General features: G+C 47.3%; 18 protein-coding genes. 12 read left to right on the forward strand and 6 right to left on the reverse strand.

The window, feature by feature from the left end; translation table 11 throughout:
* A complete protein-coding gene (locus H7708_RS10165) occupies nt 1-1,380 on the forward strand; it encodes an MATE family efflux transporter (RefSeq protein ID WP_223670670.1) in 1,380 nt (459 codons plus the stop codon).
* Nucleotides 1,381-1,512: 132 nt separating this feature from the next.
* Nucleotides 1,513-2,418 carry a glycosyltransferase family 9 protein gene (locus H7708_RS10170; protein WP_223670671.1) on the forward strand — a complete coding sequence of 302 codons (906 nt, stop codon included), beginning with the start codon at nt 1,513-1,515 and terminating at the stop codon, nt 2,416-2,418.
* Here H7708_RS10170 and H7708_RS10175 read toward each other — a convergent pair.
* Entirely contained in the window at nt 2,360-3,910 is a 1,551-nt protein-coding gene (locus H7708_RS10175; protein WP_223670672.1) for a lysophospholipid acyltransferase family protein, read from the reverse strand. The genes H7708_RS10170 and H7708_RS10175 overlap by 59 nt on opposite strands.
* A 102-nt stretch (nt 3,911-4,012) precedes the next feature.
* On the opposite strand from H7708_RS10175, the gene H7708_RS10180 reads away from it, so the two are divergent.
* The 4 genes from H7708_RS10180 (at nt 4,013) to H7708_RS10195 (ending at nt 6,222) form a co-directional block, all read left to right on the forward strand.
* Entirely contained in the window at nt 4,013-4,399 is a 387-nt protein-coding gene (locus H7708_RS10180; RefSeq protein ID WP_223670673.1) for a DUF423 domain-containing protein, read from the forward strand.
* Complete coding sequence (locus tag H7708_RS10185; protein ID WP_223670674.1) at nt 4,392-4,907, forward strand: TIGR02444 family protein; 516 nt, start codon at nt 4,392-4,394, stop codon at nt 4,905-4,907. The genes H7708_RS10180 and H7708_RS10185 overlap by 8 nt, the downstream gene beginning before the upstream one ends.
* Nucleotides 4,908-4,980: 73 nt before the next feature.
* The gene (locus H7708_RS10190; protein WP_223670675.1) at nt 4,981-5,892 is read left to right on the forward strand and encodes an FKBP-type peptidyl-prolyl cis-trans isomerase; all 912 of its coding nucleotides are present in this window, start codon (nt 4,981-4,983) and stop codon (nt 5,890-5,892) included.
* 3 nt (nt 5,893-5,895) lie between these two features.
* A complete protein-coding gene (locus tag H7708_RS10195; RefSeq protein WP_223670676.1) occupies nt 5,896-6,222 on the forward strand; it encodes a DUF962 domain-containing protein in 327 nt (108 codons plus the stop codon).
* 133 nt (nt 6,223-6,355) lie between these two features.
* Here the strand turns inward: H7708_RS10195 and H7708_RS10200 are convergent, their stop codons facing one another.
* From H7708_RS10200 to H7708_RS10210, 3 genes are all read right to left on the reverse strand, one after another.
* Nucleotides 6,356-6,655 carry an antibiotic biosynthesis monooxygenase family protein gene (locus H7708_RS10200; protein WP_223670677.1) on the reverse strand — a complete coding sequence of 100 codons (300 nt, stop codon included), beginning with the start codon at nt 6,653-6,655 and terminating at the stop codon, nt 6,356-6,358.
* A gap of 24 nt (nt 6,656-6,679) precedes the next feature.
* On the reverse strand, nt 6,680-7,192 hold the full coding sequence (locus tag H7708_RS10205; RefSeq protein WP_223670678.1) for a disulfide bond formation protein B: 513 nt from the start codon (nt 7,190-7,192) through the stop codon (nt 6,680-6,682).
* Between the two features lie 111 nt (nt 7,193-7,303).
* Nucleotides 7,304-9,628: a Tex family protein gene (locus H7708_RS10210; protein WP_223670679.1), complete on the reverse strand. Its 2,325-nt coding sequence runs from the start codon at nt 9,626-9,628 to the stop codon at nt 7,304-7,306.
* A 160-nt stretch (nt 9,629-9,788) separates the two neighbouring features.
* Here H7708_RS10210 and ompR point away from each other — a divergent pair, with 160 nt between their 5' ends.
* Both ompR and envZ read left to right on the forward strand, forming a co-directional pair.
* Entirely contained in the window at nt 9,789-10,517 is a 729-nt protein-coding gene (gene ompR, locus H7708_RS10215; protein ID WP_223670680.1) for an osmolarity response regulator transcription factor OmpR, read from the forward strand.
* 16 nt (nt 10,518-10,533) lie between these two features.
* Nucleotides 10,534-11,841 (forward strand): two-component system sensor histidine kinase EnvZ, encoded by a 1,308-nt coding sequence (envZ, locus tag H7708_RS10220; RefSeq protein ID WP_223670681.1) that lies wholly within the window; start codon nt 10,534-10,536, stop codon nt 11,839-11,841.
* Between the two features lie 2 nt (nt 11,842-11,843).
* Here the strand turns inward: envZ and hslO are convergent, their stop codons facing one another.
* On the reverse strand, nt 11,844-12,728 hold the full coding sequence (hslO, locus tag H7708_RS10225; protein ID WP_223670682.1) for an Hsp33 family molecular chaperone HslO: 885 nt from the start codon (nt 12,726-12,728) through the stop codon (nt 11,844-11,846).
* 29 nt (nt 12,729-12,757) lie between these two features.
* A complete protein-coding gene (locus H7708_RS10230) occupies nt 12,758-13,138 on the reverse strand; it encodes an RNA-binding S4 domain-containing protein (protein WP_223670683.1) in 381 nt (126 codons plus the stop codon).
* A 118-nt stretch (nt 13,139-13,256) separates the two neighbouring features.
* Here H7708_RS10230 and gspC point away from each other — a divergent pair, with 118 nt between their 5' ends.
* From gspC to gspF, 4 genes are read left to right on the forward strand one after another with little or no spacing between them, the layout of a single operon-like run.
* The gene (gspC, locus tag H7708_RS10235; RefSeq protein ID WP_223670684.1) at nt 13,257-14,249 is read left to right on the forward strand and encodes a type II secretion system protein GspC; all 993 of its coding nucleotides are present in this window, start codon (nt 13,257-13,259) and stop codon (nt 14,247-14,249) included.
* Nucleotides 14,230-16,404 (forward strand): type II secretion system secretin GspD, encoded by a 2,175-nt coding sequence (gspD, locus tag H7708_RS10240; protein ID WP_223670685.1) that lies wholly within the window; start codon nt 14,230-14,232, stop codon nt 16,402-16,404. The genes gspC and gspD overlap by 20 nt, the downstream gene beginning before the upstream one ends.
* Nucleotides 16,404-17,936 (forward strand): type II secretion system ATPase GspE, encoded by a 1,533-nt coding sequence (gene gspE / locus H7708_RS10245; RefSeq protein WP_328798977.1) that lies wholly within the window; start codon nt 16,404-16,406, stop codon nt 17,934-17,936. Before gspD ends, gspE begins: the two co-directional genes overlap by 1 nt.
* Nucleotides 17,936-19,156 (forward strand): type II secretion system inner membrane protein GspF, encoded by a 1,221-nt coding sequence (gene gspF, locus H7708_RS10250; RefSeq protein WP_223670686.1) that lies wholly within the window; start codon nt 17,936-17,938, stop codon nt 19,154-19,156. The genes gspE and gspF overlap by 1 nt, the downstream gene beginning before the upstream one ends.
* Nucleotides 19,157-19,176: the final 20 nt, after the last annotated feature.

Below are 19,176 nucleotides of genomic sequence, written 5' to 3' on the forward strand. Positions count from 1 at the left end.
GTGAGTATCTGGTCGTTCGCTGACGTCCGGGAGGATTTAAGCGACAAGCAGCAACACCGCAGTACCTGGCGTATTGCCGCGCCTATGCTGCTGTCGAATATGACGGTGCCTCTGGTGGGTTTAGTCGATTCCGGCGTCATGGGGCACCTTCCTGAATCCTATCATCTGGCGGCCGTTGGTCTTGGTGCTGCATTATTTACCTTCATCGTCTGGACCATGGGCTTTTTGCGCATGATTACCACCGGACTGGTAGCTCAGGCTTACGGCGCCAGCAATAATCATGATATTCGCCAGTGGCTTTACCTGTCTTCTATTCTCGCTCTCGCGGTTGCCTTTCTAACGTTACTGCTTAACCCGTGGATTATTGATGTCATCCTGTGGTGGGTTGAAGGCTCGAGTGATGTTGAACAGAGTGTATTGCTGTACTGGAATACACGCATCTGGGGACTGCCTTTTACTTTGCTTAATGCGGTGATGATCGGCTGGTTTATCGGGATGCAGAATGCCCGCGTGCCGTTCGTCATGTTATTAATCATTAATTTGTGCAACGTTGGGCTCGATCTATTATTCGTACAAGGCTTCGGTATGACCGTCGATGGGGTTGCCATTGCCAGTGTGATATCAGAAATTCTGGGGTTCAGCTATGCCGCATTATGCCTCAAAAAACTGCTAAGCAAATACCCGATTAAAGATAAGTTTCAACTGGCGTGGGTTAAACTAAAACACTTATTGAGCCTCAACGGTGACCTGTTATTGCGTACCCTGTCACTGGAGCTGGTCTTCTTCACCATTCACTCCAGGGGTGCGGAGCTAGGGGATGAAGTGATGGCAGTGAATGCGGTACTACTAAATTTCTTGCTGGTCATTTCCAATGGTCTGGATGGTTTTGCCAATGCCGTTGAAGCACAGGTGGGCCGAGCGGTGGGGCGGGATCGTTGGCGTGACTTTCGCTCCAGTATCAACGTGGGCGGTTTTTGGTCAATCATAACCAGTGTCCTGTTTTGTTTAGCCTTCTTATTGTTTGTCGAAACCTTCATTGGTTGGATCACCAATATTGAGTCGGTCCGACAACAGGCCGAACCTTATCATATTTATATTATATTGATTCCCTTAGTGGCGATCTGGGGCTTTTGGCTGGATGGTGTGTTTGTCGGGGCCTCCGCTATCACGACCATGCGCAACTCGATGATGTTAGCGGTTGTTATTGGCTTTATTCCGATGTACTTTCTAACCAAAGGTTTTGGCAACCATGGTTTATGGTGGGCATTTTTTGCCTTCCTCATGATGCGCGCCTTAACCTCTTTCTGGTTTCTATATAAAGGCATTATTGCTGGGCGCTATATTTCGTTAGAGCGAATTAAAGGCAATAACATAGGATAAGCGGTGAAAATATTAGTAGTGCGACTCTCGGCTATCGGTGATTGTACATTAGTACTTCCAGTCGTTCGTGCCATACTGGAACAGTTGCCTGAGGCTGAAGTAACCTAGTTAATAGGGCGCGCCGCTTATGAATTGCTAAAGGATAGCGGGCATCCTCGTTTAACTTTTGTTGTTACCGACAAGCCAACATCGCTCAGTGACTATCGAAATTTGAAGAAGCGCCTTGAAAGTCGTTATGACGTACTATTGGCAATGCAGGCCAGCACACGGGCCAACTTAATCTATCCAATGGTGAAGGCCAAACGTAAGATTGGATTTGATAAAACTCGGGCTAGAGAGTTACAGTGGCTTTTCACCAATGAGCGGATTGAGTTTCAGCATGAGCATTTGCATGACATCTTCTGTCGGTTTGCACATAAACTTGGTGTGAGAACCGAAGCGTTGGACTGGCAGCTGGTCCTTACCGAGAATAGTGAAGATTTTGATTTGCCTGATGATTACTGGGTGTTGAATCCGGCAGCGAGTAAACTGGAGCGTAGCTGGTTTGCAGAGCATTATGCTGAAGTTATTGAGCACTGTTATCAGCGCTACCGACTACCTGTCGTATTGACCGGTGGAACGGCTGAGTTTGAACGGCAGCTGGCAGCAGAGGTGACAGCTCTGGTATCAAGTCCAGTTATGAATTTAGTCGGGGAAACCAGCTTACAGCAATTAGCCTCGGTGTTGGCAAATGCTAAATTTTGTTTGACCCCTGATACTGGTCCCGCCCATATCGCAAACGCCATGAGTACCCCCGTGATTGGACTGTATGCTGTTGCCTCCAGTACCTTGTCGGGGCCCTATTTTTATTCTGACCTGACTATTGACCGTTTTCCTCAAGCAGTGCGGGATTTACTCGGTAAAGATCCAGTTAAAGTACCATGGCGCACACGAGTTCATGATCGGCAAGCCATGGCATTGGTTGAGGTGGATGACGTTATCAGGGTGATTGCGACTCTGATGGAGCCGCATCCTGATCCTCGGAACGCAACTGATTAAGTCGGTTCAGGCGGTACTGTTCATGGAACAGCTTACGGCTGGTATCGTCGGCATTAAGGAAGCCGATGGAGTCAATGAACATGGCGATATCTTTTTTACGTAGACTTTCTTTTAGCCCAGAGTCATAAAATTTACACTGCCTTGGGTTGAGCAAAATGGGACTACCGTTTGGCAGTAATTCAATATTGGTTTCGCGAATAGCGCACAAACGAACGCCTTCATTATGAAGGTGAGCTAACCAGCTGCCGAGAATAATGGCTGTCGGTTGACGCCGACTATGCGGGATATGGTGTAAAGCAACCCCCGGGGTTTCTTGATAACGAAGCATATAGGCGTGACGTTCGGCACAGTAGGTAAACTCCTGTGGGGTGATGGTGTAAAAGCCGCGGAAGGTTAACTGAGCGCAGTTTTTGAGCATCGATTCGAGCTCTTTGCGAGTGATATCGACGCCCAGACTGGTTTGCCGATGAAAGACATTCAACAGCTGCCCATCAATGGTTCGGACTAACTTCGGCATGCCGGCAGACTGCGACAGAATATCGCCCGAGTATAGCGCACCGTCGTGTAACTTTGAGTCGATTGACTTGAGTTTGGGTGGCTTCTGGAAGTAAATACTGCGCTGACCCTGTGGCAGCGTTTTAAAACGGCGGTGAACCCAATAATATTGCTCAGGGGCCTGCATGATACAGGCTTCCAGGATTTTATTGATCATGGTGCAGTCAATCTGATCATCTCCTGTGAACTCAATTTCAGGCAATACTTCGATAGTCATAATGCCCTTGTCATCCTTGTAATAGCAAACGGGCAATACCTTGGCCTTACCCAGCTTGGTGATCCGTGGCGGTGAGTTTAACGTACAGGCCGGGTTACCAAAGAAAGGTGCGAATACGGTGCTGTGACGGCCCATATCCTGATCGGGCATCAGCCATAAACCTTCACCACTTTTAAGCCATTTGCCAATAGAGCGGATATCATTACGGCCCATGGTCTTGCTGCGATTATTTCGGCCTTGCTGGATATGCTTATCCAGAACCGGGTTCTTATTTGGACGGTAAAACGCAGCAAAATCCAGATAATTCGCCATTACGGCTCCGGCCAACTCTAAGCTGGTGGTGTGGTAACCGAGAAAGAGAATACCCTGATTAGAGTCTTTAGCCTTTTGATAGTGCTCCAGGCCTTTGATGCGGTGATATTTTTTCAGTTTATGGAATGGCTTATACCAGGCCAGTGCCAGTTCGGCAAAGCCTTCGCCTAACGAAAGAAAGTGACGCTTAGCCAATGCCTGTCGTTGATCAAAGGATTGGTTAGGAAAGCAATAGCGTAAATTGGCTTCGACAATAAGGCGACGACTTTTTATGCGGTATAACAGCCGACCGAGCAGTCGTCCACTGGCAACGACCACAGGATAAGGAAGTTTGGCAAATAACTTTAATAATCCAAAGGCAAAACCAAGACTAATTCGGGATGTTAGAGACGCTTTAGCTTTTGACAAAATAAGAAAAAATTAGTGTTTTCGTCATTTTACCGTGTAACAGACCAATTACAATCATTGCTAACTTTGACATAATGCGGCTAGACCAACGAGAGGCATATTATGAAGAGAAACTTTTTATTGCATGGCGCCATGTTTATGGCATTAGCCGTTGCCCTGGGAGCTGTCGGTTCACACGCGTTATCAGCCAAGTTGACTGATGATGCAATGCACTTATTTAACCTCGGGGTCAATTACCAGGTTTATCATGCTATTGGTCTGCTGGCGATAGGGATGGTGTTTGCGCAGTTCCCCAATAAAAAAACGGTTGTTGCTGGCTGGATGATGTTCGCCGGCATTATTGGGTTCAGTGGCGGCCTCTATTTTTATGCCATAACGCAACAGGAATGGGTACGAAGTATCATTCCAGTCGGTGGGGTCTTGCTAATTGGTAGCTGGCTCGCTTTAATACTGGCAATTTTTACAAGGCAAGTTACGAGTCATGACTAGTTTGGATATTGTTTTAGAAAAGAAGGATATTTCCGCAGCCGATTGGACCGATGAGTTTTGGGACTGGACCTGTGCGGTGTATGCTGATGGTGAGGTGCAGACCTTGTGTTTAGCAATGCAAAATCGCTTCAACTGTAATGTGAATTTTTTATTGCTGGCGATCTGGTTAGGTGAGCGACATTACCTTATTCCAAAAACTGGCTGGAGTGTGCTGATTAAGCGCACCGAAAAGCTACGGGCGGGGGTGAGAAGACTGCGCGAGCGGCGACGTAAAGTTAAGCTGAGTGACCGCGAAAAATACGAAGAGTTGCTTAACCTCGAACTGAAGGGAGAAAACTTGGTCCAGGCTAAAGCGATGGAAACGCTGCTCGGTTTTAATAACTCCATATTGGAAAAAGAAACGGTTGAACCCAATCTGCTTTCTTATGTCAGAGCGACCGATGGTGGTTATGAAGCCGAGAGTGTCGCTCAGGAATTGGGTGCTTTGGTTCAAAAGTTGAGCGATTAGGCTCGCATTTTGGATATTTCTATGCAAAATGGTAAGTTTCGAAACGATAAATTAACTATTTGGGGAAACCTCAATGACACATATTTCAATTAAAAAAACAGCAGTTGCACTGGCGTTAGCAGGCGCTTTAGTGGCTTGTGACTCTGGCAATGAACAGAAAAAAGAGACTAAGGCTGCGGAAGAAAAAGTAGTCGAGCAAAAAGTTGAAACAAAAGCTGATGCTAAAGAGTCTACTAAATCTGAAGACATGTATGAAAAGGCCGCTTATTCAATGGGGGTAAACTTCTCTACGCAGATGTCTAAAAACTTCGATTCATTGAAAGAATACGGCGTTGAAATTGACAAAGAGTTGGTTGTTCAAGGTATGCGCGATGGCTTTGCAGGCGAAGCGAAGTATAGCGAAGAAGAAGTGATGGCCAATATCAATGAGTTCCAGTCGGCCTTGAATGAAAAAATGAAACAGCGTCAGGCCGAGTTGGCTGCTGAAGCGAAAAAGCAAGCCGAAGAAAATCTGAAAAAAGGTCAGGCGTTTGAAGCGGAGTATGCTGAAAAAGAAGGCGTGACCAAGACGGAATCAGGTTTAATGTACCGCGCCATTACCGAAGCTGAAGGCGATGAGTCACCAACAGCTGAAGATGCTGTACGAGTGCATTATCGGGGTACTTTTATTGATGGCGAAGAATTCGATAGTTCTTATAAGCGTGACCAGCCAATTGACTTTAACCTGAACGGCGTAATTCCTGGTTGGACCGAGGGTCTGCAGTACATGACTGTGGGCGATAAGTATGAGTTCGTCATTCCTGCGCCTCTGGCCTATGGTGAAAATGACCGTGGTAACATCCCGGGCAATTCAACGCTGGTTTTTGAAGTCGAGTTACTGGATATTAATCCTTCCGAGCCTTATGAAGCACCAGAAGCGGAAGGTGAAGCTTCTGAAGAAAAAGTTGAAGAAGAGGCGAAAGAAGAAACTGACGGAGAACAATAGTTCATGTCAGAAAAGGAACTCAAAACATTTTCTGAGTTCTGGCCTTATTATCTGGGCGAGCACCGCTTGCCCAGAAATCGCTTCTTACATTATATGGGCACCAGTTTCTCAACGCTGATCTTTCTCTGGATGCTCCTTTCGCAAAACTGGTGGTTATTTCTTGTAGCGCTAGTTGCAGGCTATGGCCCTGCCTGGGTCGGTCATTTCTTTCTGGAAAAGAACCGTCCGGCGACTTTTACCTACCCGCTATGGTCGTTAGCAGCAGACTATAAAATGTTTTATTACGCCATCACCGGGCGTTTAAAGCGCGAATTGGCTAAATATTTTTAAACGCTCCTCGTCATGTGGAGTCATTACTTCATCATCGGCTCAATCCTGAAACAGCTTCCGATGGGCATATTAAACAGGCATAAAAAAACCGCTCAGGTCGTATCTAAGCGGCTTGTGTGGCGCGGACGCACTTTCAATCTTTCTTGATATTAGATGCTTCTAACACCATGATTTTTTCATCGCTTTGTAGCAGAGGACGCATTTCATCAAGCAGGTCTTGACGTTCTTCCGATTCAGCCCAAACCTCCCACGTATCGAATGAGTCCCAGCAGGACATGACAATCACCTGATTGGGACATTCTCTAACATGGAATATCTCTCCCGAAAGGAAACCGGGCATGTTACTGGCTTTATTTTTTGCTTGGCGAATCAGTGCATGATAATCGTCGAGCTTACCATCGAGGATATTGCGCTCAATAATAATACGAACCATTAGGACACCTAACTGTTGGGTTGATTAAAACGGTTTAGGCTTTTGGAAAGACTTAAACAGTCTAAAGCCGATAACCAGGGTTGCAATAATGAAGATAATCAGCATCCATTCGGGCATGGATAAGCCGATAAAACTCCAGCTGATTTTTGCGCATTCGCCGTCACCGGAAAGCACCGTTTGGATCACTTCCATGAATGGCAACATATCCATCATGGTTTCGAGTGGGGCACCACAGGCCGGAACTTCGTCTTCTGGCAGGTGCTGTAAATAGACATGGCGGCCTGAAATGATGATACCACCGATTGCCGGTAACAGTGCTAAAATTTGATAAATACGGTTAGCCCACGAGAAAATCTTAGGATTATGGAGCGCATTGATGAGTAGAACAACACCCAGTGCAACCACCATAACCCGCTGGAATATACATAAAGGGCATGGCTCTAAGCCGTCAACGTATTGAAAATAAAGGGCTGTTACGATGAGCTGGTAGCAGATAAATGCACCCAGGAAATTCCAGCCTCGGTTGTTCAGATTCATGAGTTTGACTCTTTGTTAGACTCTTATGTGAGCAAACGATTTAGCGCACAGTACATGGACTTTTAGCAAAGTTCAAGTAGTTGTGCGCTCGTTGGAGCAGTTAAACTACTTTTAACTGTCTTTTTTCAAGGCAGCCGACAGGGCATCGGCAAAAGCGCCCTGTGGCTGCTTCTGCTGCTTTTTACGGGCTGGTTTGTTGCCGGGTTTGTGATTACTGCGCTTGGTTTTCGTCTGGTTTTGGCCTTGGGCATCAGGCCCTATCATTGAAAGACTGATGCGCTTACGCTGTAGATCAACGTCGATTACCCAGACACGGACGATATCACCTGCTTTCACCACTTCACTCGGATCTTTTACGAACTTATTGGCCATTACAGACAAGTGGACTAAACCATCCTGGTGTACACCAACGTCAACAAAGGCACCAAAGGCAGTGACGTTGGTTACTACGCCTTCCAGTTCCATATTGGGTTTTAAATCGTTTAAGGTCTCTACTCCCTCTTTGTATTGCACCATACGGAATTCGGGGCGAGGATCGCGGCCAGGTTTATCCAGCTCTTTTAAGATATCATTGATAGTATGTTCACCAAACTTTTCATCCGTATAGTCCTTTGGTGATACTTGCTTTAACTGCTTGTCATTACCAATTAACTGGTGGATATCCTGAAGCTGTAGATCCTTAATGATTTTCTCAACGATCGGATAGGTCTCAGGGTGCACTCCGGAGCTGTCCAGTGCATTGTCGCCGTCGTTGATGCGCAGGAAACCAGCCGCCTGTTCAAAGGTTTTAGGGCCCATGCGCTCTACTTCGAGTAGCTGTTGACGTGAATTGAAGCGGCCATGCTCGTTGCGCCAGTTATAAATGTTCTGGGCTAATGTCTTGCTCAGACCTGAAACGCGTGTCAGAAGCGGCACCGAGGCCATATTCAGATCAACGCCAACGGCATTTACACAGTCCTCGACTACACCATCAAGGCTTTTCGCCAGTTGGCTCTGGCTGACGTCGTGCTGGTATTGACCAACGCCAATAGACTTGGGCTCAATTTTAACCAGCTCGGCCAGCGGATCCTGTAGACGGCGAGCGATAGAGACTGCTCCGCGGTAACTGACATCCAGATCTGGGAATTCTTTAGCGGCTAACTCGGAAGCTGAATAAACCGATGCGCCTGCTTCACTGACCATGATTTTTTGCAGTTTCAGTTGAGGAGCCTTTTTCATCAGCTCGGCAACCAATTTATCGGTTTCGCGCGAGGCGGTACCGTTACCAATACTGATCAGCTCCACTTTGTGCATCTCGCACATGGTTTCCAGCTTACGCAGTGACTGATCCCACTGGTTTTGTGGGGCATGGGGGAAAATAGTGCTGTGGGCCAGTAATTTGCCGGTATCGTCAACAATCACTGCCTTTACCCCGGTCCGTAACCCCGGATCCAGCCCCATGGTGGTTTTGGCACCGGCCGGAGCTGCCATCAATAGGTCATTCAGGTTCTTGGCGAAAATTCGAATAGCTTCGGTTTCACCCTGCTCTCTGACCTTGGTCAGTAATTCTGTTTCCATGTACAGATGGAGTTTGATTTTCCACGTCCATAGAACGACCTGCTGTAGCCACTTATCGGCCGGGCGGCCCTGATCTTTGATATTAAAGTGCTGCGCAATCATGCCGAGGCAGGGATCATAGGCGTCTTCGTCTTTAATCAATTGCTGGTTGGAGACCATCTGCAATGACAGGATGTTCTCGTTGCGGCCACGCAATAACGCTAGAATTCGGTGTGATGGAATGGCATTGAAAGCTTCGTTGTGATCGAAGTAATCGGAAAACTTGATGCCTTCTTTCTCTTTACCATCAATAACTTTGGCCTGAATAAAGGCATTGTCCCAGAGGTATTCACGCAGTTGTTTTAAGAGATCGGCGTTCTCGGCAAATTCTTCCATTAAGATTTGACGGGCGCCGTCCAGAGCATCTTTTGTGGTCGCGATGTTTTTATCTTTGTCATCATTTTCGTTAAGATATTTTTCCGCTTCCTGCTCTGGGTCGAGACCAGGGTTTTGCCATAAATCATGAGCCAAAGGCTCTAAACCTGCTTCACGAGCAATCTGGGCCTTGGTGCGACGCTTCGGCTTGTAGGGAAGGTATAAGTCTTCCAGTTCGCTTTTGGTGTCTGCTTTCTTGAGCGCTTCTTCCAGCTCTGGAGTCAGCTTTTCCTGCTCTTCGATACTTTTCAGAATGGCGCTGCGACGGTCTTCCAGTTCACGCAGGTAACCCAGCCTTTGCTCCAGATCCCTGAGCTGGGTATCGTCCAGAGCACCGGTCACTTCTTTACGGTAGCGCGCGATAAATGGAACGGTCGAGCCTTCATCGAGAAGTTTGACCGCTGCTTCGACTTGCTGAGGACGAACGTTTAGCTCTTGAGCTATTTGCTGGTTAATTTGTAACATCTTGTTTGCGTGTATTGGGAAAAATATGACGGCATAGTATAGTGCTTGTGGAAATATGAAAAAAGTCTAAATTGGATATTCCGTAAGCGTTTACGCAATTAATTATCAAATTTAGGCGTAGAATGATGACTGTATGGGGTTAATGGGGAAGGGTAGAAACATGACCATGACAGAAGAAACACCAAAAGTATTAGTGGTTGACGATGATGTGCGGTTAAGAAGTTTGCTTGAGCGTTACCTCAAAGAGCAGGACTTTATTGTTCGTACGGTTGAAAATGCCGAGCAGATGGATCGCTTTCTGGAGCGCGAGAATTACCATTTAATGGTGTTGGATTTAATGTTGCCGGGCGAAGATGGGCTGTCGATTTGCCGTCGCCTGCGCTCGCAGAATAACCCCATTCCAATCATTATGCTGACCGCTAAAGGGGATGAGGTCGATCGTATCGTTGGCCTGGAAGTTGGTGCTGATGATTATTTGGCCAAGCCTTTTAATCCGCGAGAACTGTTGGCTCGAATTCGTGCCGTGTTGCGTCGACAGGCGAAACATATCCCCGGTGCACCGAGCAATTCTGAGTCGGTGATTAGTTTTGGCCGTTTCACCTTGAATCTGGCAACTCGTGAAATGACCGATGATGGTAAGTCCATTTCTCTGACCAGTGGTGAGTTTGCGGTATTGAAGTCGCTGGTCGAACATGCCCGTCAGCCATTATCTCGAGACAAATTGATGAATTTGGCGCGTGGGCGCGACTACTCGGCGCTGGAGAGAAGTATTGACGTACAGGTTTCTCGTCTGCGTCGCTTGATTGAAGAAGATCCGGCGCATCCTCGTTATATTCAAACCGTTTGGGGCGTTGGTTATGTCTTTGTGCCAGATGGTGGCGAAGTTTAGTTACTAGATCCTGTTCATGCGAATTTTACCGAAAACTGCTTTTGGACGAATTGCTTTATTGGTAGGCGTTTTGTTGCTGATTAATCAGTGGGTGTCCTATCTGACCATCTCCTGGTATGTCGCCCAGCCATCAATGAAGCAATTAGTGCAGTTATTGGCGTCAGATGTGAAGACGGCGTTATCGATGCAGGAGCTTGAAATCGAAGGCAAGATGACACAGGAAGTGCGTCTTGAGATCCTCGACGACCAGCGCATTCAAATGGTGTCTACCCGTATGGGCGAACCTAAGCAGCTGCGCGAGGCTCGGCTGTATACGGTGTTAACATCGCAGTTGGCCGACAGTTTGGGCGTGGCTGAAGACAGCACCGAGATGCGCGTCGAAGAGTCCGATCAAATCTATTACTGGGTCAAGTCGCCGCAACATAGCAATGTCTGGTTCCGGATCGCCATGGAGCCGTTTGAGGGATTCTATATTCACCCGCCACTGGTCTACTTTACCGCTATCTTACTCTTGAGTCTGCTAGGGGGTTGGATCTTTACCAAACAGATCAGTCGACCCTTACGGCGACTGGAGTTTGCGGCGCGAGAAATTGGTCGCGGCGATAATCCGGGACAGCTGAAGGAAGAAGGCTTGGAAGAAATGGTGACGGTAACTCGCGCTTTTAACCAGATGGCACGGAATGTACAGCAGCTGGAAGAGGATCGTACCATGCTGCTGGCCGGTGTGTCCCACGATTTACGCACGCCATTAACACGAATACGGTTGTCTACCGAGTTTATGAGTGATGACGAAGCGGAAGTGCGGGAAGGGATTATTCGCGATACCGAAGATATGGACCAAATCATCGATCAGTTTATTTCATTTGTGCGTGATGGCCGTGATGAACGCGATCAGGTGGGCGATATTAATGCGTTGGTTGAAAACTGTGTCAAATCGGCGCGTCTACAGACTCAGGATATCAGTTATGAATTGGGCGAGGTTCCGCCGGTGGCATTTAAACCGATGGCAATGAAGCGACTGGTGACTAACTTGATTATGAATGGGCTGAAATACGCCGGTGCGCCGCTGCGTGTCGAAACGACAATGGTAGAAGATAAAGTGCGGGTGTCAGTGTTTGATCAGGGGCCTGGTATTGACGAAAAAGAAATTGAGCGGTTATTCCAACCATTTTCACGAGGTAATAGTGCGCGTAGTGGCGGTGGTTCAGGTCTTGGTTTGGCTATTGTACAACGGATCGCAGAGCTGCACCGGGGAAATGTGCGCCTGATTAATCTGGAAGAAGGGGGGCTGGAAGCTCGCCTCGAGTTCCCAGCCAAAAGTTAACGTTAATTGATGCTGTCGGAAGGGGCATTGCTGCTCAGCAATGTCATAATGTCCTCTTCACTGAACACTTCAGTGTTGCTACAAAAATCACACACCAGTTCCAGATTGCCATCGTTTTCCTGCACCATACTGATAAGTTCAGACGGCTCAATTGTCTTCAGGGCTCGTTCATTGCGCTCTCGTGAGCAGTTACATTGAAAAGCTATTGGTTTTTCCGGATATAGGGTGACTTCATCCTGGTGGAATAAGCGATATAGCAGGTCTTCATGGCTCAGGCTCAGGGCTTCCTCGGGCTGCAGGGTTTCGGCTAGTGTTTTGACGTGCTCAAATGCACCAGCTTTATCTTCAGGAGATACTTCGTTCTGAGAGTTGGCGGGTAATGCCTGTAGAAATAGTCCACTTACTTTGTCATCGTTAACAAATAACTGAATAAACGTTGGCAGTTGCTCTGAGCGATTAAAGTAATCCTCGAGACAGCTGGACAGTTCAGTATTTTCCAGCGGAACTACGCCCTGGTAACGTTTACCCTGCTCTGGCTCGATGGTGATAGCCATTTGCCCACCTCGGGTCCATGCATGAAAATCAAGTTCTGAGGATGCCATGTCCTGATTAATATGGGTTAATCCGCGGATGTGCCCTTGATGAGTACACTCGGTCAGTAACAACTTTACAGCCGCCTGGCTTTGTAATTGCAGCGCCACTTTGCCTTCGATTTTTATAATCTCGGCCATTAAGGCATTGGCAGCCAAAGCCTGCCCCAATAGTTGGCGTTCAGCCTGAGGGTATTGGTGTTGCTCGACGATAGTTTGATAACTTTGTTCCAGCGTGATGATTTCACCACGGATCGGCAGCTTAGCGAATGTGAATCGTTGGATGGTGTCAGACATAAAAAATCCAATTAGATAAAATGAGTGATTTAGTTTTGCTCACGTTTGAAGCGATGAATTTGACGACGTTGACGTTTGTCGGGCTTACCTTCGGTTTTCGGCATTGACTGTCGTTGTATCGCAAGTGTTTCGCGCTTCTTGATACTTTCAGCAGTTTCTTCGTAAAGAGTTTGCGCAATTTTCGCTGGTCCGCGTTGCGATGACAAGCCTTTTACTGTGACTGTCTTTTCGTGAAAGCCCTGACGAATTTTGAGGGTCATGCCGACAGTCACGGCGCGACTGGCTTTGCCCTTTACGCCATCGCAATGAACCTTGCCGCCATCGATCGCCTCTTTGGCAATGGAGCGGGTCTTGAAAAAACGGGCCGCCCATAACCACTTGTCTAACCTCACAAAATTGTCAACAGTCATCTTGAACCTTACTAATCTTTACAGTATCTTAGCTTGCTTTTCCACGGTTTCAGTGGGAATATGATTATTATAAGCTATCTCGAAGAAAGATAGCTAAACAATTGACTTAGGACTTTAATTGGGAAGTACGGAAACTCGTACAAATAATACCATGAATGTAGTGTTGAACAATTTTACACAATTTGTGCAGCAGCGGGGTAGGTTAATCGCACGAATTGTCGCACTGATCTTAGGGGTGATTAGCCTCTATGTCTTGGCGAAACTGGTCTGGTTATGGGTGGATTTTTTCCAGCCATTGCCGGATATTGCGCCCGTAAAGTCTATTCCTACCTCTACAAAACAGCCCACTGTTAATGTCGAGCGCATTGCCGCTTTGCATTTATTTGGTGAGGCCAATGCGCCCGTTGAAGAGCAGGTTGAAGCTGAAGAAACCAAATTAAACTTAAAATTACTGGGTACCTATGTCTCGGAAGACGATGCTGTGAGTAGTGCTATTATTCAGTCCAGCGGTAACCAGGAAAACGTTTATTTTATTGGCGATAAACTGAAAGTTCGTGGCAATGTGACCCTGCATCAGGTGGAGACACTTAAAGTCATTATAAAAAATGGTGGAAAGTACGAAACCTTAACCCTGCTCGAGCAGTTAAATCAGCAGGTGATGTCAACGGCAAGAAAGCCTGAGCGTGCTAAAGGCCCCGAACGTACGATTGATAAACGGCGAGATGCACGGTTAAGTCGTGAGCTGGCGGAAATGAAGCAAAAACTTTATGACAATCCGCAGTCGATGATGGATATTGCCAAGGTTGAACGTGTGATCGATGATAGTGGTCAGGTCAGTGGCTATAAAGTATCGCCCGGCAAGGACCCGCGCATGTTTACCCGCCTCGGGCTGCGTCGAAATGATGTGATTACGTCCGTTAATGGGCAACCATTGAACGATCAGGGTTTGATGGGAGTGTTAAACGAGTTAAACAACGCACAATCTGTGGAAGTAACAATTGAGCGTAATGGGCAGCCGGTGACCTTGTTGCTGGGAATTTCGGAATATAGTAACCAACGCCCTAAGCCGAACTTAGATAAGAGAGAAGGCAATGTTAGACAAATTAAATAAACAGGATCAAAGTAAACAACAGCGAACCCAGTGGAAGCACGGAGTGACTATGGGGTTATGTGCCTTGTCGTTACTACTGTCTTCAGCCATGGTTAAAGCTGAACGTTTAAATGTTCGCGACGCCGATATTCGAGAGGTGGTCGAGACGGTCGCCAGAATCACGGGCAAGACCATGATTGTGGACCCGCGGGTGAAGGGGCTTAAGGTCACCATCATTTCAAACAATGATTTTAGTAAAGAAGAAATTTATAACCAGTTTGTGTCAACGTTGCAGATCCATGGTTTTCAGGCGATTGAAAATAACGGCGTGATCAAAATTGTGCAGGACCAAAAAGCACGTTACGAAGCGTCTCCGGTCAATGTGAAAAACCCACAAAGTTACGGTGACCGAGCGATTACCCAGGTTATTCCGGTGCAAAATGTCGATGCACAACAGATTATGAATGTATTGCGACCGCTGGTATCACCGCAATCGGGTCATTTATTTGCCGTGCAGGGTACTAACACTCTTATCCTGCATGATTCAGCCTCTAACGTTGAACGTATCACGAAGATCATCGAGCGAACGGATAAAGCAAACGATGAAGAAATTGAAGTGATTCCTCTAAAGCATGCGTCTGCCAGTGAAATCGTACGAATTTTAGAAAGTCTTGACCGAGCCGGCCAGCAGGAGCGGGTGAATCAGGTCAAGGCGCCGCGTTACGTTGCGGATGAGCGTACTAACAGTATTCTTTTAAGTGCGGGGCAACGTCAGCGCGTTCGCCTTCGAGCCTTAATTCATAGCCTTGACCGCCAGCTGGACAGCACGGGTAATACCAAAACCGTATTCTTAAAGTACGCCAAAGCCGAACAGGTGGCTGAAGTATTGCAGGGCGTTGGTGAGATCAAGAAGAAAGAAGAAGCGGCTAACTCTGGTCGTGGTGGCGCTGGTGGGGCTGCTTCCGGTCCGGGAGCCAAAAAAGCTCTGTATTCGGTTCAATCCCACGAAGAAACTAACTCTCTGATTTTAACTGCGCCACCAGATATTATGCGCGAATTCGAAGCGGTCGTTCGCAGTTTGGATATTCGTCGCAAGCAGGTTCATGTGGAGGCCATCATCGTTGAAATTTCTGATACCAAAGCGAAAGAGCTGGGTATCCAATGGTTATTCTCACCGAGTGGTTCGGGCACGCAACCCGCCGGTATTATTAACTTTGATAATACGGGGACCTCCATTGGCCAGGTCGCCGGTGGTGCTATTGCCGCACGTGGCCAGGAAGAAGAAGTCTTTACTCGTGATCCTGAGACTGGAGCCATTACCGGTACGGAAACCATTACCACCGGTGGTGATAATGGCGCGGCACTGGCCGAAGTGCTGGGTGGATTACAGGGTGCTGGCCTGGGTATTGCGCGCATGAGCCAGACTGGTGTGAGTTGGGCTGCCTTTATTAAAGCATTGGAAGGTGTGACCGATTCAAACACTCTGGCACGTCCGAGTGTGACCACGCTGGATAACGTTGAAGCTATCTTCAAAGCCGGCCAGGAAATTCCAATTATTACGGGGTCGACCTTAGGTGACGGTAATTCGAACCCGTTCCAGAGCGTCGATCGTAAAGACGTTGGTGTGATGTTGAAAATTACACCTCAGATCAATGAAGGCAATTATGTTCGATTGGATATTGAGCAGGAAGTCTCATCGCTAGCTGGAACCACGGCCGTTGACGTCGTAACGAATAAGCGTGAAGTTAAAACCTCGGTTCTGGTGCCTGATGGAGGTCTGGTTGTTCTAGGGGGCTTAATTGATGATGATATTCAGGAAAGCTCACAGAAAGTACCGCTGCTGGGTGATATCCCAATCATCGGCCACGCCTTTAAATCACAGCGTACACAAAAAATTAAGCGTAACCTGATGGTCTTTATTCACCCTCGTGTATTGAAAGACGATAGAGACTTACGCGAAATCAGCAGCGCCAAATACAGCTACATGAGAGCTCAGCAAATCGAGCAGGCCAATCGTGGTATTAGCCTGATGCCGAGTGCGGAGTCTCCTATCATGCCGACGTATGATGAAGCGCTGGTACTGCCTCCAAGCTTTGAAGAGTATCTGGATAAGGATAAATTGTTGGATGAAGGTGCTGCAGGCAGCGAGTCTCAACCAGAGGAAGATGAAGACTAATGTCTGAGCCAGTCGATAACAATACAGCATTAGAGCCTGAACTGGAGCCTACAGCAGAGGCCGGGCGGTTTCGTGCCATGCCATTTAGCTTTGCTAAAAGACATGGTGTGTTTTTGACTGAAACCAGTGATGGCGTGAAGTGCTTTATGCGTGAAGGAGCTTCGCCACAAGCTTTGCTTGAAGTGCGTCGTCATTATCCGCAGCCTTTTAATCTGGAGTGGCTGGATGAAGAAGCTTTTGAAAAACAATTAAGTGCTTACTATCAGTCGGGGACTACTGATGCTCGACAAACGATGGAAGATTTAGGCGATGAGATGGATTTATTCCGTTTGGCGGAAGAACTGCCGGAGACGGAAGATTTATTGGAAGCGGAAGACGATGCGCCGATCATTAAATTAATCAATGCACTGTTAACCGAGGCGATTAAAGAGAATGCCTCGGACATCCATATCGAGACTTTCGAGAAAACTTTATCGGTTCGTTTTCGAATTGACGGCGTGTTACGTGAAGTATTACAGCCCAGTCGCAAGTTAGCGCCATTGTTGGTATCCCGCATTAAAGTCATGGGTAAACTGGATATTGCGGAAAAGCGTATTCCACAGGATGGCCGTATTGCATTGCGTATTGCTAACCGTGCGGTTGATGTTCGTGTATCGACCATGCCGTCAAGTTTTGGTGAGCGTGTCGTCTTGCGTTTATTGGATAAAGAAGCGGGACGGTTGGACTTCCAACATCTGGGTATGCAGTCTGAGACCATGACGCTAATGCACGATATTTTGCATAAGCCGCATGGTATTATTCTGGTAACCGGCCCCACCGGCTCTGGTAAAACAACTACCTTATATGCAGGCTTGTCCCTGCTAAACAATGCGTCTCGTAATATATTAACGGTGGAAGATCCGATCGAGTACCTGATCGATGGTATTGGGCAAACCCAGGTTAACCCAAAAGTCGATATGACATTTGCTCGTGGTTTGCGTGCGATCCTGCGTCAGGATCCTGATGTGGTCATGATCGGTGAGATCCGTGATTTGGAGACGGCGCAAATTGCTGTGCAGGCAAGTTTAACCGGCCACCTGGTGTTATCCACACTGCACACCAACACCGCTATTGGCGCTGTCACCCGTATGCAGGATATGGGTGTTGAACCCTTCCTGTTATCATCCAGTTTGCTTGGGGTATTAGCTCAGCGCCTGGTGCGAATGCTTTGCAATGAGTGTAAAGAGTCTGCTATAGCTAACGAGAAAGAATGTGAGCTGATGGGTTTTGATCCGCAGGAGCCGCCGACCATTTATCATCCGGTAGGGTGTGACCACTGTAACCAGCAAGGTTTTCGCGGGAGACAGGGTATTTATGAGCTGGTATTGATTGATGATCAAATGCGAACCATGATTCACAACAACAACAGCGAACAGGAAATGGAACGTCATGCACGACAAAGCACACCGAGTATCCGTGCCGACGGTCGTCGCCGCGTACTTCAGGGGATTACGACGGTAGAAGAAGTTCTGCGTGTAACACGGGAGGACTAATGGCTGCTTTTGAATACGTTGCGCTTGATATCAAGGGCAAGCAGAAAAAAGGTGTATTGGAAGCGGATACGCCGCGACAGATACGGCAACAGCTGCGAGAAAAAAGCCTGACACCACTTGAAGTTAATCATATTGGCGATAGTAGTCGTAAGAAAGACAAAAAAGGGCACTTTTTTGGGACCAAAATTAGTGTGTCTGATCTGGCCCTAATTACCCGACAATTGGCGACATTAGTTAAAGCTGCCTTGCCCATTGAAGAAGCATTAAAAGCGGTTGCGGATCAAACTGATAAATCCAAAGTTAAAACCATTATCCTGGGCGTTCGCTCAAAAGTTATGGAAGGCCATACGTTAGCGGACGGATTGTCTGATTTTCCGAGCGTGTTTAATGAGCTATATCGTTCGATGGTTGCTGCTGGCGAGCGTGCAGGTCATTTGGATAAAGTGCTGAACCGTTTGGCTGATTACACCGAGCGCCGCCAGAAAATTAGCAGCAAAGTGTCGGCGGCGATGGTCTATCCGATTGTACTAATCCTGGTCGCTGTTGGCGTGGTCGCTGGCTTGATGGTGTTTGCCGTACCCAAGGTCGTGGAGCAATTCCAGCATATGGGTGAAGAACTACCAGGTATTACCAAGGTACTTATCGGCGTGAGTGATTTTACCGTGTCATATGGTATCTATGTGTTGATTCTGGCGGTATTGGCGTTTATCGGCACCAAGATGTGGTTGCGCAAAGAGGAGAATCGGCTGAAATGGCACCGTTTGATCCTGCGGATGCCAATCATAGGGCGCTTATCGGGCAATTTAAATACCGCCCAGTTTTCCAGCACCTTGAACATTTTGCATTCCAGTGGTGTACCGCTACTGGAAGCGATGAACATTGGTGGTAAGGTTTTGTCTAATTTAAAGATGCGAAAAGCGATCAAGGAAGCCGCTGTCAAAGTTCGAGAAGGCGGCAGTTTGAAAATGGCTTTACAACAGACAGGACAGTTCCCGCCGATGATGATTCACATGATTGGCAGTGGTGAGGCGTCAGGAGAACTCGAGCATATGTTGGAGCAGGTTTCTGAAAATCAGGAAAGTCTGTTCGAGAACAGCATTGATGTGGCGCTGAACGTTATGGGGCCACTGATTATTTTAGCGTTAGGAGCTATGGTGATGTTTATTGTCGCAGCGATGATGTTACCGATATTCCAGTTGACTAACTCAATTACAGCTTAATATTTTAGAGAGATAGGTGT

This window comes from Kangiella shandongensis (genome assembly GCF_020005365.1).
In the GTDB taxonomy this organism is placed as follows: domain Bacteria; phylum Pseudomonadota; class Gammaproteobacteria; order Enterobacterales; family Kangiellaceae; genus Kangiella; species Kangiella shandongensis.

What these genes read in the sequence shown, in the direction of transcription:
- H7708_RS10180 (WP_223670673.1), top strand. Translation starts at nt 4,013, where the DNA reads ATGAAGAGAAACTTTTTATTGCATGGCGCCATGTTTATGGCATTAGCC.
- H7708_RS10185 (WP_223670674.1), top strand. Translation starts at nt 4,392, where the DNA reads ATGACTAGTTTGGATATTGTTTTAGAAAAGAAGGATATTTCCGCAGCC.
- H7708_RS10190 (WP_223670675.1), top strand. Translation starts at nt 4,981, where the DNA reads ATGACACATATTTCAATTAAAAAAACAGCAGTTGCACTGGCGTTAGCA.
- H7708_RS10195 (WP_223670676.1), top strand. Translation starts at nt 5,896, where the DNA reads ATGTCAGAAAAGGAACTCAAAACATTTTCTGAGTTCTGGCCTTATTAT.
- H7708_RS10200 (WP_223670677.1), bottom strand. Translation starts at nt 6,655, where the DNA reads ATGGTTCGTATTATTATTGAGCGCAATATCCTCGATGGTAAGCTCGAC.
- H7708_RS10205 (WP_223670678.1), bottom strand. Translation starts at nt 7,192, where the DNA reads ATGAATCTGAACAACCGAGGCTGGAATTTCCTGGGTGCATTTATCTGC.
- H7708_RS10210 (WP_223670679.1), bottom strand. Translation starts at nt 9,628, where the DNA reads ATGTTACAAATTAACCAGCAAATAGCTCAAGAGCTAAACGTTCGTCCT.
- ompR (WP_223670680.1), top strand. Translation starts at nt 9,789, where the DNA reads ATGACCATGACAGAAGAAACACCAAAAGTATTAGTGGTTGACGATGAT.
- envZ (WP_223670681.1), top strand. Translation starts at nt 10,534, where the DNA reads ATGCGAATTTTACCGAAAACTGCTTTTGGACGAATTGCTTTATTGGTA.
- hslO (WP_223670682.1), bottom strand. Translation starts at nt 12,728, where the DNA reads ATGTCTGACACCATCCAACGATTCACATTCGCTAAGCTGCCGATCCGT.
- H7708_RS10230 (WP_223670683.1), bottom strand. Translation starts at nt 13,138, where the DNA reads ATGACTGTTGACAATTTTGTGAGGTTAGACAAGTGGTTATGGGCGGCC.
- gspD (WP_223670685.1), top strand. Translation starts at nt 14,230, where the DNA reads ATGTTAGACAAATTAAATAAACAGGATCAAAGTAAACAACAGCGAACC.
- gspE (WP_328798977.1), top strand. Translation starts at nt 16,404, where the DNA reads ATGTCTGAGCCAGTCGATAACAATACAGCATTAGAGCCTGAACTGGAG.
- gspF (WP_223670686.1), top strand. Translation starts at nt 17,936, where the DNA reads ATGGCTGCTTTTGAATACGTTGCGCTTGATATCAAGGGCAAGCAGAAA.